This window comes from Methanosphaera sp. A6, from assembly GCF_001729395.1.
GTDB classification, from domain to species: Archaea; Methanobacteriota; Methanobacteria; order Methanobacteriales; family Methanobacteriaceae; genus Methanosphaera; species Methanosphaera stadtmanae.
In genome coordinates this window covers 1-15,037 of sequence record NZ_MAIF01000106.1, presented here as the reverse complement: position 1 = coordinate 15,037, position 15,037 = coordinate 1, and the positions used below count along the sequence as shown (strand labels likewise).

At 29.3% G+C, this 15,037-nt stretch carries 12 protein-coding genes and 1 tRNA gene; 5 read left to right on the top strand and 8 right to left on the bottom strand.

Annotated features, from left to right (window positions below):
• The first annotated feature begins 426 nt into the window (after window positions 1–426).
• A complete protein-coding gene (locus tag A9758_RS03865) occupies window positions 427–1,026 on the top strand; it encodes a hypothetical protein (RefSeq protein WP_011405799.1) in 600 nt (199 codons plus the stop codon).
• Window positions 1,027–1,196: 170 nt separating this feature from the next.
• Here A9758_RS03865 and mtaA read toward each other — a convergent pair whose 3' ends face one another.
• Window positions 1,197–2,210 (bottom strand): methylcobamide:CoM methyltransferase MtaA, encoded by a 1,014-nt coding sequence (gene mtaA, locus A9758_RS03860; RefSeq protein ID WP_011405798.1) that lies wholly within the window; start codon window positions 2,208–2,210, stop codon window positions 1,197–1,199.
• A 535-nt stretch (window positions 2,211–2,745) separates the two neighbouring features.
• Here mtaA and gatA point away from each other — a divergent pair.
• Window positions 2,746–4,113, top strand: a complete 1,368-nt coding sequence (gene gatA, locus A9758_RS03855; RefSeq protein WP_011405797.1) for an Asp-tRNA(Asn)/Glu-tRNA(Gln) amidotransferase subunit GatA — start codon at window positions 2,746–2,748, stop codon at window positions 4,111–4,113.
• 302 nt (window positions 4,114–4,415) lie between these two features.
• Here gatA and tfrA read toward each other — a convergent pair whose 3' ends face one another.
• The 3 genes from tfrA to hisG are packed head-to-tail and all read right to left on the bottom strand — an operon-like array spanning window position 4,416 to window position 7,779.
• The gene (gene tfrA / locus A9758_RS03850) at window positions 4,416–6,089 is read right to left on the bottom strand and encodes a fumarate reductase (CoM/CoB) subunit TfrA (protein ID WP_011405796.1); all 1,674 of its coding nucleotides are present in this window, start codon (window positions 6,087–6,089) and stop codon (window positions 4,416–4,418) included.
• 27 nt (window positions 6,090–6,116) lie between these two features.
• Complete coding sequence (locus A9758_RS03845) at window positions 6,117–6,887, bottom strand: fumarylacetoacetate hydrolase family protein (RefSeq protein WP_011405795.1); 771 nt, start codon at window positions 6,885–6,887, stop codon at window positions 6,117–6,119.
• Between the two features lie 22 nt (window positions 6,888–6,909).
• Entirely contained in the window at window positions 6,910–7,779 is an 870-nt protein-coding gene (hisG, locus tag A9758_RS03840) for an ATP phosphoribosyltransferase (RefSeq protein ID WP_011405794.1), read from the bottom strand.
• Between the two features lie 186 nt (window positions 7,780–7,965).
• Between hisG and A9758_RS03835 the strand changes: the two genes are divergently transcribed.
• The 3 genes from A9758_RS03835 (at window position 7,966) to ribB (ending at window position 9,666) form a co-directional block, all read left to right on the top strand.
• Window positions 7,966–8,361, top strand: a complete 396-nt coding sequence (locus tag A9758_RS03835; protein WP_011405793.1) for a DUF120 domain-containing protein — start codon at window positions 7,966–7,968, stop codon at window positions 8,359–8,361.
• A 160-nt stretch (window positions 8,362–8,521) separates the two neighbouring features.
• Complete coding sequence (locus A9758_RS03830) at window positions 8,522–8,950, top strand: hypothetical protein (RefSeq protein ID WP_011405792.1); 429 nt, start codon at window positions 8,522–8,524, stop codon at window positions 8,948–8,950.
• 38 nt (window positions 8,951–8,988) lie between these two features.
• Window positions 8,989–9,666 carry a 3,4-dihydroxy-2-butanone-4-phosphate synthase gene (gene ribB, locus A9758_RS03825; RefSeq protein WP_011405791.1) on the top strand — a complete coding sequence of 226 codons (678 nt, stop codon included), beginning with the start codon at window positions 8,989–8,991 and terminating at the stop codon, window positions 9,664–9,666.
• A gap of 28 nt (window positions 9,667–9,694) precedes the next feature.
• On the opposite strand, the gene A9758_RS03820 is transcribed toward ribB, so the two are convergent.
• From A9758_RS03820 to leuS, 4 genes are all read right to left on the bottom strand, one after another.
• Window positions 9,695–11,197: an AAA family ATPase gene (locus A9758_RS03820; protein WP_011405790.1), complete on the bottom strand. Its 1,503-nt coding sequence runs from the start codon at window positions 11,195–11,197 to the stop codon at window positions 9,695–9,697.
• Window positions 11,198–11,282: 85 nt separating this feature from the next.
• A complete protein-coding gene (locus A9758_RS03815) occupies window positions 11,283–11,672 on the bottom strand; it encodes a hypothetical protein (protein ID WP_048059675.1) in 390 nt (129 codons plus the stop codon).
• 225 nt (window positions 11,673–11,897) lie between these two features.
• Window positions 11,898–11,969, bottom strand: a tRNA-Arg gene (locus tag A9758_RS03810).
• 107 nt (window positions 11,970–12,076) lie between these two features.
• The gene (gene leuS, locus A9758_RS03805; RefSeq protein ID WP_011405788.1) at window positions 12,077–14,938 is read right to left on the bottom strand and encodes a leucine--tRNA ligase; all 2,862 of its coding nucleotides are present in this window, start codon (window positions 14,936–14,938) and stop codon (window positions 12,077–12,079) included.
• Window positions 14,939–15,037: the final 99 nt, after the last annotated feature.

The following is a 15,037-nucleotide window of genomic DNA, read 5'->3' as shown; positions in this document are numbered from 1 at the left end:
TTATACCCACATAGTTATTACTATAGCCCTTTTAGGTATATAATATATAACCTATTTTTAATTCCAAATACTTGAAAAATGATAAAGTAATATTTAAATTTATGATTTTATTAAATTTTATTAAAAATAAATAAATCAAATGAGATATTTCTAAGGAATAATATCCATGATTTTATGTTTATTTATAATTTATATTAGATTTTAAACTTTTTTTTATCAAAATAACCTACTATTATTCTATTTTAACCTATTTTATAGAGTACTATTAGTAATTAGTAATAACTTAATATCAGTTATTATTAGAAAACCTTGCATAAAATTTAGGACATAAACCATTAAAATGAACCATTTAGAAAATACTACCTATATAAATTATATATAACCATCATTTAAATAATATATAATATAATATCAAGAGATGATTAAATGAGTAAAAAACCGGAAGAAGTACTTCAGGAAGTAATTGATACAATAAATCCCCTACGTGGAGTATTAGATGTTGGAGTATTAACTGATGAAGTACGTAAAAATGTACTAAAAATAGAAATGGATAAGGCTGGAGAGTTAATTCCTGTAATAAACATGGGAGTTAATGAATGTCTTAACAGAGATTACACTGTTGCAATAATAAAAAATGCATCTTTTAGACCACCTCCAACTGCAACTGTTCAACTAGTAGATAATAAGGGAAACCTTCTAGGAGAAGAAATTGTAAGTAACAATCAAAAAAAGAAATATAAAGAAGATGAAAAAGCTAAATTCATCAATCCGGACTTTGTATTACTAAAAGATCAAAAAGATATTGAAGAAGATTTGAAAACAGAAAATCTTGAAAAAAACCCTACAAAACAAGCATTTCTTCTTCCACCAGTACAATTTATTGAAGTTGAAGAACTTGAAGATACATGTGATGTAGTATCCAGTAGTCCAGACCCATTGGCTGATTTATACTTAAAAGAAGTATTTAACTTTGAAGATGACCCAAAACTTGCATCAATACTTGTAGGATTCAATATAAAGGACTAAATTTATAATAATTTAATCCATAACCTCCTTTTTAAAATAAAAATTTTTTTCTAAAACAAGATATAAATTAAAACATTACATGAATATAGATTTTCTATACCATTAATATCAAACTGTAAAAATAGTATTCAAAAAAAAATAAAAAAAGATTAAAAGTAGAATTAATCTACTTATTGATAGAATTCATCTCTTGCTTCAACGAATGCTTTTAAGTTTGCTAAAGGTGATTTAGGTGCAATACCACAACTTGGTGCTAATACATTTACACCTTTTTCTAATGCTTGTGTTACTTCAGCTTTTACTTCTTCTACAGGTTTACTGAATAAAGTTTGACTTGTTGAGACGTTACCTACCATTACAGTTTCAGCACCAGTTTCTGCTCTTACTTGTTGAGCTTCTGTCATGTCAACTGCTTCTTCTACAGAAATTCCACTGAATCCACAGTCTAACATTTCTTCAAGAATAGGTCTTGAGTTACCACAGATGTGTAAGATACTTTCTGTTTCCATTTCAGCAGATAAATCTTCTAATGCAGGTTGTGCAAATTCACTGAAATCATTAGGATCTAATAATTCAGGGGAAGATGTTGGGTCTGCTACAGCAATTACATCTACACCAGATTCATTGAAAGCTTGAACTAATTCTGTTTGTGCTTCTAATGCTATTTCAACTGCGTCTTCTACTACGAAACTGTCAGTTTTTAACATTTTTACTAAATCTTCTACACCTAATAAGTGACCAGTTAAAGTGAAAGGACCAGCCATACCTACAATTACAGGTACTTCAGGGTATTCATTTTTTAAGATTTCTATAGATTCTAAGATTACAGGTAATCTACCATTGTTTACAAAGTCATCAGGTACTTCTAAGTCTTCTACATCATCTACAATATCGTGTGATCTTAATGTAGGAGTGTTTTCCATATCACCTAAATCTACTTCACAACCAAATGCTTCTGCTTCAGCTGTTAAGTCGAAAGGTACTCTAGCACATTCTAATCCTGCTTGTTCGTGTAAGGATATACCTAATCTTGCCATTTGTTCAGCATCTTTGTGTGCTTCTGGCCAGGATACGTTAGCTGCAGGGAATGCTTCTTCAACTGCTGCTGCTGTTGCACTTATTGCTGGTACTTTTTCTACTTCTTCGCCATTTAAAGCTGCTTTTAAATTTTCTATAAGATCCATGTGTTCACCTTTTAAAAATATATTATAATATATCTGAGTTTTTAACATTAAATTTTAAAAAACTCAATCATTTTTTAATGTTTATAAATATCAACATTGTTGTTTTTAAATGTTTCTATAAAATAAAGATATGCATATATCTTCACATTATTTTTACATCTAACAAGGAGTACTTATTACTTAAGATTTAAAATATTAATGTCAAAAATAGTTTCATATGTGAGTATAAGACTATAATTTTTTACATTTAATTAACTTTTTTTAAAGCACAATCTTGTTATTGTTTATAATATATAATTTTTAGTCTTTATAAATTTGACTTATTTTATTAAAAAAAATAACAATATACATACAAAACTAAAAGAAATTAATTCCACATACACTAAAAACATAAAAAAAATAAGCTCCTACTTAAAAAAATCTTTCATTATATAATAATATTAAATTATATTAATTTCTTTAATGAAATATATTATACATATAATTATTTAATGAAAAAGTTATGATTTCATGAATTTTTACTAAAGGTGAACATATGAAAGTAATAGAAAAAGTTGAAGCAATTAAACAACAAGAAATAACAGCAACTGAAAACCTTGAACAAATGTATAGTACCATAGAAGAAAAAAATGATGATATTAATGCATTTGTACAATTAGATATAGAAAAAGCAAGAAAAACAGCTGAAGATATAGATAAAAGAATTAAAAATAATGAAGAAACTGGAAAATTAGCTGGACTCGTTATTGGTATAAAAAGTAACATAAATGTAGAAGATTTCATAATATCTGCAGCTTCCCCTACACTCAAAAACTATTATGGAAGTTACAATGCAACTGTAATTAATCGTATACTTGATGAAGATGGAGTAATTATTGGTCTAACAAATATGGATGAGTTTGCAGCAGGTAGTTCCACAGAAACCTCAATGTATGGTCCTACAAACAATCCAAAAGCACCAGGACATATTCCTGGAGGATCAAGTGGAGGTTCAGCAGCAGCAATTGCAGCAAATATGTGTGATATAACACTTGGATCTGATACTGGTGGTTCAATAAGAAATCCTGCATCACACTGTGGAGTAATGGGATTTAAACCTACATATGGTATGGTATCAAGACAAGGATTACTTGATCTTGCAATGAGTTTAGACCAAATAGGTCCATTTGCAAACGATACAACAGGTATTGGATTAATGCTTAATGTTATATGTGGATATGATCCATACGATACAACAACAATAAATAAACAACCAGAAGATTTCCTAAAAGATACAACAAATTCCACACTTGAAGGTCAAACAATTGGTGTTGTAAAGGAATTTATGGACATAACTGATGATAAAATAACATCCCAAATAAATAAATCCATTGATGATATGACCTCCCTCGGAGCAGAGATTAAAGAATTGAGCTTTGAAGATATTAATCTTGGATTACCTACCTATTATCTTATAAACTATGTTGAGTTTTTCTCAGCAACAAGAAAATATGATGGACGTAAATATGGTGAAAGAATAGAAGAAGTATGTGGTGCTGAAGTAGCCCGTAGAATAGAAATTGGTTCATATATTAGTCAAAAAGAATTCAGTGGAAAATATTATAATAAAGCACTACAAGCAAGATCACTTATTAGAAATGAATTTAATGAATTATTAAATGATGTTGATGTAATTGCTGGACCTACAGTACCAAAATTACCACATAAAATCGGTGAAGAAATAGAAACTATGGATATGTATGCTTATGATGTATTAACAGTACTTGCTAACATCACAGGTATTCCTGCAAGTAGTATGAATTCTGGACTTGTAGACAACATTCCTGTAGGATTACAATTACAAGCAAAACCTGAAGATGATCATAAAATCCTTAGTACTATGAGTGCATTAGAAAATAATTAGAATAAAACCATTACACTTTTAGTAAAAGTCATATAATAATGAGATACTATATTTCATTATTACTCTTTTTTTAAATTATTTACAACCATATTTTATAATGAATTTATGAGAAAATAATAAAATAATACCATTGATTCTTATTTTTAATACCTTTGATTACTATACTAATATCTGTCTATTTTTAAATATATATCATGATAAATGAGGTTATGAATTAATCTTAAGTAATAAATCATATTGTAAAATCAAAATTAGAATATTCATTAAATAAATAAAAAGAAGATTAAGTTAGAGATTACTATTTAATAATCTGTAAATAGACCTCTTTCTACTGTTTTAATTTCTCCATTTTTATTTAATATGAAGCTTTTAAGATATTCTTTATCGTTACGTTCAGGATAATCTATACGATAATGTGCTCCTCTACTCTCTTTACGTAGTAGAGCTGATTTTACTATTAATTTAGCGAGTTTTATCATACTTATAACTTCTAGAGCTACTACTAAATCATCGTTGTATTCTCTTATTTTAGAAACATTCATGTTAGAAGTCATTTCTTCAAGTTTATTTAATTCAATTTCTGCTTGTTTTAAACCTGTTTCATCACGAACAATTGCAACATGCTTCCACATTATTTCTTGTATTTTAGTCTTAATATCTTGTGGACGATATTTTCCTTCAGAACATATAGCTTCAATACGTGAAATTTCAGAAGAAATCATATCTTCATCTGGAGTTTCAAGTTTGGTATTTTGTGCCTGTTTTGCAGAACTTAAACCAGCAATATGACCAAATACTTGAGTATCAGCCAATGCATTACCACCTAACCTATTTGCTCCATGCACACCAGAAGATGCTTCACCTGCAGCATACAAGTTTTCAATATTTGTTTCACAGTCGGTGTTAATTCTAACACCACCCATAAAATGATGAGCAGTAGGTGCTACTTCCATTGGTTCTTTTGTAATATCCACGCCAACATCCTTAAATTGCTGAACCATAGTTTGTAATTTCTTATGAACCTGACTATCTGGTAGGTGTGTTACAGATAAATATACTCCCCCATCATTAGTTCCACGACCTTCCTGAATTTCAGTATAGATAGATCTTGCAACAATATCCCTAGTTGCAAGTTCCTGACGTGGATCATAATTTATCATGAAACGTTCATTATTAGTGTTAATTAAATAACCCCCTTCACCACGAACAGCCTCAGTAATTAAAACACCTCTTCTGGATTTTGGAGACAACATACCTGTTGGATGGAATTGTACCATTTCCATATCCATAACATCTGCTCCAACATCATATGCCATCATAATACCATCACCAGTTTTTTGTAAAGCATTTGATGTAACAGGATATAACCATCCACATCCACCAGAAGCAATAACAGTAGTCTTTGAATGATATATTACTATTGAACTATCCTGTAGTGAAAAACCCATTGCTCCAACAATTTTTGTATGATTTTTATCAAATAATAATTTTGTAATCATTATTTCTCCATGTGTTTCTACACCTTCACGTATAACTTCTTCTTTAAGTCCAACCATCATTTCATGACCAGTTTGATCCCCTTTAAAACAAGTTCTACGATAGGATTGTCCTCCAAATGCTCTTTGATTTAAACGACCATCTTCTTGTCTGTCAAATAATGAACCATATGATTCAAGTTCAACAAGTCTTTTTGGTGATTCAGTAACTAATTTATATACGAGTTTTAAGTCATTGAGAAATGCTCCACCCTTAAGTGTGTCTTGAATATGTAGTTGAAGTGAATCTTCATCATCAACATACCCAAATACTGCATTGTAACCTCCTTCTGCAAGCATTGTACAACCAGATTTAAATGTTAAACCTTTAGATACAATGATTACATCCTGACCCTCTTTACTTGCTACAATTCCACATTTACATCCAGCACCGCCAGAACCTATTACTAACACATCACATGTATACTCTTTAATTTCCATTAAATAACCCCTATATTTAATTTTTTTTTATTTAACAATATTAACTAAACTTCCCATTTCATCAATTTCAACAACAACAGTATCTCCCACATCCAAGTGACCCACACCAGGTGGTGTTCCTGATGCAATTATATCTCCTGGATTTAATGTCATTATATTTGAGATATATTTTACTAATTCTAATGGAGAAAATATCATATTTTTTGTATTTGATTCTTGTTTTATATCATTATTAACCATAGTTTTTATATTAAGATTTGATGAATCTATACCTGTAACAACTACTGGTCCACATGGACAAAATGTATCATAACTTTTTGAACGTGTCCATTGCCCATCCTTACTTTGAAGATCCCTTGCTGTTACATCATTAACAATAGTGTATGCAACATTACAAGTACCATTATCACATGGAGATACTTTTTCTAATATTACAATTCCAAGTTCTCCTTCAAAGTCAAGCATGTTTGTAGTACTTGGATAGATAATAGCACTATTTGTTGATATAACAGAAGTTGATGGTTTCATAAATAATAAAGGTTCATCTGGAAGTTCCATATTTAATTCTTTAGCATGATCTTTATAATTTAGGCCTACACAAACAATCTTAGAAGGATTTGTTGGTGGTAGTACATCTACCTCCTCTAATCTATGTGTTGTTGTAGATTCATTTATATCTATTTCATCTTCATGTGCTATTGCATCAATAATACATGAATAATCTAAATCATATATAATATCATCTTTTATTATTCCAACATGTTCTTTGTTGGAAGCCATATATCTAATATATTTCATATTAATCGTAGTTGTTAATATCCTATTTATTTTCTAATATTCTTTCAATTGGTAGTACTAGTAAATCCTTTGCACCAATTTTACGTAATTTATTTATAGTTTCAAAAACTTCTGTTTCTGAGATAACAGAGTGAACTGCAACCATATTTTCATCACCATATACCTCAGATACTGTTGGTCCACTCATACCAGGCATTGCACTTTTTATATCATCAAGATTTGATTTATGTACATTTGCCATTATTAATTTTTTACGTTCAGCATGGAGCACGCCAAGAATACCTGTTCTAATAGCTTCTATCTTTTCATACTTTGTTTTTAAGCTTTCTTTGTTTGCAATTAATCTAACACTACTGTTTATGATAGTATCTATTTCATGTAGATGATTCATTTTTAGTGTTGTACCAGTACTTGTTAAATCAGCAATAACATCTGCAACACCAATTAGTGGTGCAACCTCTGTAGCTCCACTTAATGGCATTATAGTGGCATTTATATTTTTTTCTTCAAAGTATTTCTGTGTTAAATGTGGAAATTCTGTTGCAACAATTTTAACATTTTTTAAATCATCAACTGTATTAAAATCAGAATTTTCAGGTGCTGCTACAACAAGACGTGTTGCTCCAAATTTTAAATCATCAAGAAATTCAACATCAACATTTTTTTCTTGTGTTAAATCAAAACCAGTTATTCCTATGTCTGCAGCCCCATCTGCCACATATACTGGAATATCTGCAGCACGTGTAAACATCACACTTATTTCAGGATCGAATGTATTGGAAAATAATTTACGACTAGAATTATCTGTTAATCCAATACCTGCTTTTTCTAGTAAGGATACAGAAGGTCCACTAATTCTGCCCTTAGAAGGTATGGCTATACGAACTTTCATATTTTTATTTCCTCCAAATAATATAGATATTAGTAAGTTTTATAAATTCTTAATAAATTTATTTGATATAAATTATTAATATGTATGTTTAATAAGATAAATATAAATTATATTAAATTAGGAAAAAAAACTACTCAAGAAAATAAGAATAAATACAATAAAAAAAAATTGGAGTGTGTTTAGAAAGTGTTATCTTTTGAAGGTAAAGTAAGTTCTGGACTACAAAAGGCAGGACAATTCATGGAAAAAGAGGTTTATAAAAAACAATACTTAGATAAACTTGGATTTATACCATATCATGGAACTTTAAATATAAAATTAAGTAATAATATCACGTTAAACTTAGATAATCTACATGATAAATTAAAGAGAATTCATGGAAATGGATCCTTTGGAGATGTACTTTTTCTAGAAGCATACCTATCTACAATAGATGAAAAAATAACTAAAAAAGGTGCAATACTATTTCCTGTAAAAACTGTATATGATACAGATACATTGGAATATGTCTCATCTGAAAAATTAAGAGATACACTTAATTTAAAGGACGGAGATAAAGTAATAATTAAAATAGAGAAGTAAAAAATAGCATTATTAAATAATAAATATCACAATAATACAAAAATATTAAAGACACAAAAAATAAATAAAACTATAATAACTATAAATTACTATTGAATTTTAAAAATTAGTAAAGAAAATTAGAACATAATTATTTATTTGTATTCCGGGAGGGATACATGTGGAAGACGAATATGAATTAATAACAAGTGCAACTATAACCAAATCAATGATAAGAAAAATTGGAGAAAATCAATATTTAAAAATTATTCCATCAGAAAAAAGAATTGAAATCTCCACAATTAAACAGAAAAAAATTACTGAACCTATAGAACAGGTGGATGAAATTGTAATAAAAGCCTATCCAAAGGAAGTTAAATTATTTAAAAACCAAAACCAGGATATTAAATACGAAACTTCATGGGAAACAATGGATGGTGTATCATTTAACATACCATCATCAAATATAAAGAACATCTATTCCCTTTTACAGGCAAAAAAATTAGTAGTAATTGATAACATGTTAAATTTATCAAATATATTAAGTATGATTATTAAACAAAATACTCTTGAGAAAAAAATAGAAAATATAAAAGATGACTTAGAGTAAATATATTATATGTAGAACGAAAAAAACTAGGTTATTATATGATAGATAAAGCAATTGAAGCATTAAAAAATGGAGAAATAATATTAATTTATGATAGTGATGATCGTGAAAGTGAAACAGACATGATTACTGCAGCAGAATTTATGACTACAGAAAAAATGACAACAATACGTAAATATGCTGGAGGACTTGTATGTATGCCTATTTCCAATGAAAACTGTGACAAACTTGGAATTCCCTTCATGGTAGATATTCTAAAAGAAGCTAATGAAAAATATCCCGTATTAAAAGATCTTTACCCAAATGACATACCATACGATGCAAAATCTGCATTTAGTATAACTGTTAATTACCGTGACACATACACTGGTATTCCAGATACAGATAGATCAAAAACAGAACGTGAATTAGCACTTCTTTGTAAAGAAGGAAAACAAGCAGAATTTGGTAAATATTTCAGATCCCCTGGACATGTAACTCTACTTAGAGCAGAAAAGGATGCAGTTCTAACAAGAGAAGGACATACCGAATTAACAATAGCACTACTTGAAATGGCAGGATTAGAACCTGTTGGTATCTGTTGTGAAATGATTGGAGATAATGGTGAAGCAATGTCTGTAGATAAAACAAGAGAATATGCTCAAAAAAATAATCACGTATTTATTAGTGGTGATGAAATAATAGAAGCATACAAAGAATTTAAAAATAACAATTAAATTCTCCATACTCCTTTTTTTTATGAAACTATTTTTTATATAAATCACAAATTTCCTCATAGGATAAGTATCCTCTAAATTCTGGTACTTTAGCTAAATCCATTATTTTTGTAACATCCACATATTCTTTAACAACATCCATTGCTGCTTTTGTAAATGTTTCCAATTGAAGATAATCCTCTGGAACCTGTCCTTTATTCTCTACTTTGGCCTTACCAATACTCCAAATATTATCCTCTGGTATTCCAGATTTATTAGATAAGAATTCAGATACATGTTCCACAATACCTTCATCATAGGTTTTATTTAAAATAACACCAGCTGTTTTAACATCCATCTTATTTAATAGATTAATATGTGCTTCAATATCAATAGCTGCTGTTTCAATACCACCCTTACTTACACTAGATACCATTATAACAGGAATATTACCTGCATATGCAATTTCTGCAGTTGAATATGGTGTTTTTTTATTAAGTAGTCCTGTTGCTGCACTCATTACTCCTTCAACCAGTACTAAATCATAGCCCTTATTCTTTACTTGTTCTATTATTTTTTCAAGTGGAGTCCATCCAATATTACTTATTTGTATCGATGCATAATCCTCCAATTTTTCCTTATTTACATAAAGAGATGGTGATAAATCTCTTATATCAGGACCTGTTTTAATTACATACGTATGTATTCCCTTTTCTCTTAGTGCTCCTACAATTCCACTAGCAAGAAATGTTTTTCCAGATTCAGAACCTGTTCCCATTAACATTATCATTGGTGGAACTTCAGGATGTTTTTCTCTTAGTGGTGCCATGTTGTTTGTATCGACTCCAATTTCAGAAAATACCTTACTTTGAAGTTTTTTATTTCTTTGTTTAATGTCTTCATATTCATTTGTAGCATCAAGATATTCTAGTATGTTGTTTACTATTTGAGGATTATTATCAAGTAAACAGTGCACTGTTGTTCCTAATATATTTCCCTTTTTATTTGAAACACCAGATAATACCCTTTCTGGTTTATATTTATAGTTTGATCTTTGAATATTAGAGTAGATAACATTCTTATCATTTGATTCTATCCTACCATATGTATGACAATGAAAACCACTTACTGTTGTGTCCTTTAAGTTTTTTGTAAAGAGTGTGTTATCATCAACAATATCTGCATTTACCTTATTTGTATTTATAAATGGTTCAAAAGTAACATCTAAAAGACCCATACCCTTTCTTATTATTGGTACTGGAGAGTTTCTTCCAACATTTGTATGTTTTCCAAGTACCTGAAATCCTGCACACATACCTAAAATAAACCCATCATCATCATTTATAAGATTAATTTCTTCTTCAACCTCACCAGTCATAGATTCTGATTCAAGAATTGTACCTCCAGGTATTATTATACCATCTAATTCTTCATGAGCTTTTTTTCCATTTTCCAATCTACCATTAGATTTAACTACATCTGTAGGTAAATAACCAAAGTGTTCATATAATGTTAAAACACCTTCAACTTCTAAAATTCCTATCTTTGTCATACAATCACATTAAAAATTTCATTCTATAATTAAATCTATTGTTTGACTATATAAAAATAATTTATTAGAATTCTATAATAGAATTTCAATAATATCTATATACACCATCATCATCCAGATGACGTTTGTATATCACTCCTGTTTTCTTGTTTCTATAATACTTATTAGTAGCAGTGGCTATTCTTTCATAATCCTCATCATAAGAGGGATATATTCCAGTGATTTTTTCTCCATTAATTGTATCTGATGAAAAACTACTACTTTTACTTGAAGTGTCTTTTGAAGTAGTTTTAGATGTGGACTTGGTAGTATTAGTTGTTGAATTATCCATGGAATTTGTATTATTAGTATTATTTTCATTTATTGAATTATTTACTGAGTTATTAATATTATTTAAAAATAATACTGTTGTTGAAAACAGTAGTGTTATTATTATAGCTGTTGTGCATATTATTATTAAATTTTTTTCTTCCATTTTTATCAAACCTATTTTTATTACATAAAAATGTACTTATATCACTGTATCTTTCCAAAAGTAACATGAATGAATCTATAATAATAATTATTAAATGAAGATATTATAAGTTAACTAATTTATTATAAACACTAATATTTTTTAAAAATTATACTGAATATATTGTTTACAAATCAATATTAATATTAAAAATAGTTATTCAAAAAAAGTGTTAAATATTGAAAGCGCCCTGACCGAGATTTGAACTCGGGTAAAGGGATCCGCAGTCCCTCGTGATATCCGCTACACTATCAAGGCATATGAAAAAAAAATTCATTATATTCAACAGTTATTAATTAATTTGTAATTTGTCTATATTATATTTTTCTATTTTTTTTAAAAAAAGAATAATTGTTAGAAAACAATTATTCAAGATATATTGCTGGTTTATATGGTGATGCATTTTGTGCTTTATTCTGTGGATCGTATGTTGGTTTATCATATACTTCTATTTTAGCACCAATTTCACTTTCCAGATATTCACGTGCATCAGTTATTACTGAAACTTCATCAACTACTCCCACATAATTAATTTTATTGAAGTTTTTACCTGCTTTTGTTGCAAATTTAGATAATTCTTTCTTATTATCACATAGATTTGCATCCATGGCTTTGTGAATTATTTCACCAATATTTGGTTTTCCAACTTCTTGTGCTATATTATATACTTCATACTTCCATGATGGAGCAGTATATAGGTGTACAACTTCTGGATTGGATTTTGTAATTTTAATAATTTCCTTAATATCTTTTGCAAGATCTTGAACTATTTCCTCACTTTTTTCTATTTTTTCATCAATTAAGTCCTCACATGCTACAGGCCAGTCTAATGTTGAGATAAATACATCATCATCATTGTATGTATCCCATATCTCCTCTGTTGCATATGGAATAAATGGTGATAATAATCTTATCCATGTATTTACAAGGTAGATGAGTGTTTCTTTTTCTTCTTCTCCTATTATTGTTATTCTATTTAGATAGTAGTCAACATCTTTTCTAAATAGGAAGAGACTTGATTGTAATGCTTTTCTTGTTTGGAATTTTTCAAGTGCATCTGTTGCAGTGCTGATTTTCCTATTGATTTGACTTATAATCCATTTATTTATAGGTTTTTCAACAATTGGTGCATTGTTTTCTATGGATAATTTTAGAGGTTCTCCAATTAATGATTCTACTTTTTGTGGGAATTCAATTATTGCTTCAAGTCTTCTTTGTATACCATTAACTTCTTTTTCTCTCCAATCAAAGTCTTGCCATGGTTCTGCTGAGGACATGAGGAATAATCTTACAGTATCTGCACCATATTTATCAATTGCTTCACTAAGTAAGATAACATTACCTTTAGATGAAGACATTTTCTGTCCTTCAAGAAGTCCCATACCAAATACTGTTATTCCTTTTGGCCAATATTTCTGTGGGAATATTGCTGCATGGTGGAACATATGGAATGATAAGTGATTTCCAACTAAATCCTTTGCAGATAATCTCCAGTTAAGTGGATACCAGTACTGGAATTCTTTCTGGATTTTTTCTGTTATATCTTCTGGTATTTTATTTACAGATCCATCATTTGCTCCATCTTTATCAAGGAATATTTTATTAAAGAATGCATCATTTAGGTCTTCTGCATTAATATCCTTCATATACTTAGCTATTGTATAGTATGCCATGTATATTGTTGAATCTGTTAATGGTTCAATTAACCATTTTTCATCCCATGGCATGTGTGTTCCAAGTCCAAGTCTTCTTGAACATGCCCAATCTTCTAGCCAGTCAAGATAGTATTCGAAGTTTGATCTTATTTCATTAGGAACTACATCTAATTGTTCTAAGCAATCATATGCTTTTTGTGTCCATTCTTTGTCTGAATATTTTACAAACCATTGATCATGTAGTTCTTTAACTACACATTTTGCTCCACATCTACATATTACTGGTTTTTCTGCAAATTCATAGAGTTTATCTGCAATGTTTTCATTTAATAGTTTTTCAATAACTTCATCTCTTACATCAGCAACCCTTCTTCCTTCAAATTCACCAGTATTTTCATTCATTATTCCTTTTGCATGTTCTTTCTTATATATTTCATTTGTTGCTTCTTTAAGATTTTCATCATCTTGACTTGTTACATTATATGCATCAAGGAAATCTTTTGCAGGGAATTTAGAGTATCCTTTTAAGTTTACAAGACTTGTTATTTTGATGTTATCTATTTGTTCTTGAAGATTGTATTTTTCTATTGCTTGAGTGTTTTTCTTAATATCTTCCAGTGCTATGTAGTCTGCTGGTGCATGTGCTGGTACTGAGAATACTACTCCTGTTGCATAGTCTGCATCTACAAATGATGCTGGGAATATTGGTAGTGGATCATTTGTTATTGGATTTTGTACTGTTTTTCCTATGAAATCTTTAGCATCAACTTCTTCAATGATTTTCATTGATTCTTTTTGATGTATGATGTTTCCATATGCAAGTTTACTAATTATCCATTTTTCTCCTTCATATTCTACTTTAACATATTCTTCATCAGGATTTAACCAGAAGTTTGTTGCTCCATACAATGTTTCTGGTCTGAATGTTGCTGCTACAAGGTATGAGTCCTCATATGGGAATTTGATTAATGTTAATTCATTAATTCCCACACCTTCTCCTTCTAAAAGATCATGGTCTCCCACTGGATTTGCATCATCTGGACAGTATTTTACTGGGTGTGATCCTTTACGAATAAGATTTTTATCCTTTAATTGTCTTATTTGCCATCTTACAAATTGTTTGTAGTGTGGATCTATTGTTCTAAATTCCCTTCTCCAATCTATAGTATATCCCATATCTACCATGTCATTGTGGTATTCACTACTGAAGTATTTTACAATGTATTCAGGGTCTACAAATTTTTCTAGTTCATCTTCTGGTACTTGGTGCACATTTTTATATATGTCCATTGTCCATTTATCGTGTCTTTCGATTCTTTTTGCAATACCTACTACTGGTGCACCTGTTACATGCCATGCCATTGGGAATAATACATTAAATCCTTGCATTCTTTTAAATCTTGCATATACATCAGGTACCGTGTATGTTCTTCCGTGTCCTACATGCATTGCTCCACTCGGGTATGGAAATGCCACTGTAACATACATTTTTTCCCTGTTATCAGGATTTGATTCAAATAATTTAGCTTCTTGCCATTTTTTTTGCCATTTTTTCTCTAATTCTGTTACCATAGATTAAACTCCGTTATTAGTATTATGTTATTAATACATGAAAAATGATTTAGTTAATTTTATAATAATAGATATTTATATTTATTTAAATATTTTAAT

Coding starts and splice junctions, on each gene's coding strand:
- A9758_RS03820 (WP_011405790.1), bottom strand. CDS start 11,197: ATGACAAAGATAGGAATTTTAGAAGTTGAAGGTGTTTTAACATTATAT.
- tfrA (WP_011405796.1), bottom strand. CDS start 6,089: ATGGAAATTAAAGAGTATACATGTGATGTGTTAGTAATAGGTTCTGGC.
- A9758_RS03845 (WP_011405795.1), bottom strand. CDS start 6,887: ATGAAATATATTAGATATATGGCTTCCAACAAAGAACATGTTGGAATA.
- hisG (WP_011405794.1), bottom strand. CDS start 7,779: ATGAAAGTTCGTATAGCCATACCTTCTAAGGGCAGAATTAGTGGACCT.
- A9758_RS03815 (WP_048059675.1), bottom strand. CDS start 11,672: ATGGAAGAAAAAAATTTAATAATAATATGCACAACAGCTATAATAATA.
- A9758_RS03865 (WP_011405799.1), top strand. CDS start 427: ATGAGTAAAAAACCGGAAGAAGTACTTCAGGAAGTAATTGATACAATA.
- leuS (WP_011405788.1), bottom strand. CDS start 14,938: ATGGTAACAGAATTAGAGAAAAAATGGCAAAAAAAATGGCAAGAAGCT.
- gatA (WP_011405797.1), top strand. CDS start 2,746: ATGAAAGTAATAGAAAAAGTTGAAGCAATTAAACAACAAGAAATAACA.
- ribB (WP_011405791.1), top strand. CDS start 8,989: ATGATAGATAAAGCAATTGAAGCATTAAAAAATGGAGAAATAATATTA.
- mtaA (WP_011405798.1), bottom strand. CDS start 2,210: ATGGATCTTATAGAAAATTTAAAAGCAGCTTTAAATGGCGAAGAAGTA.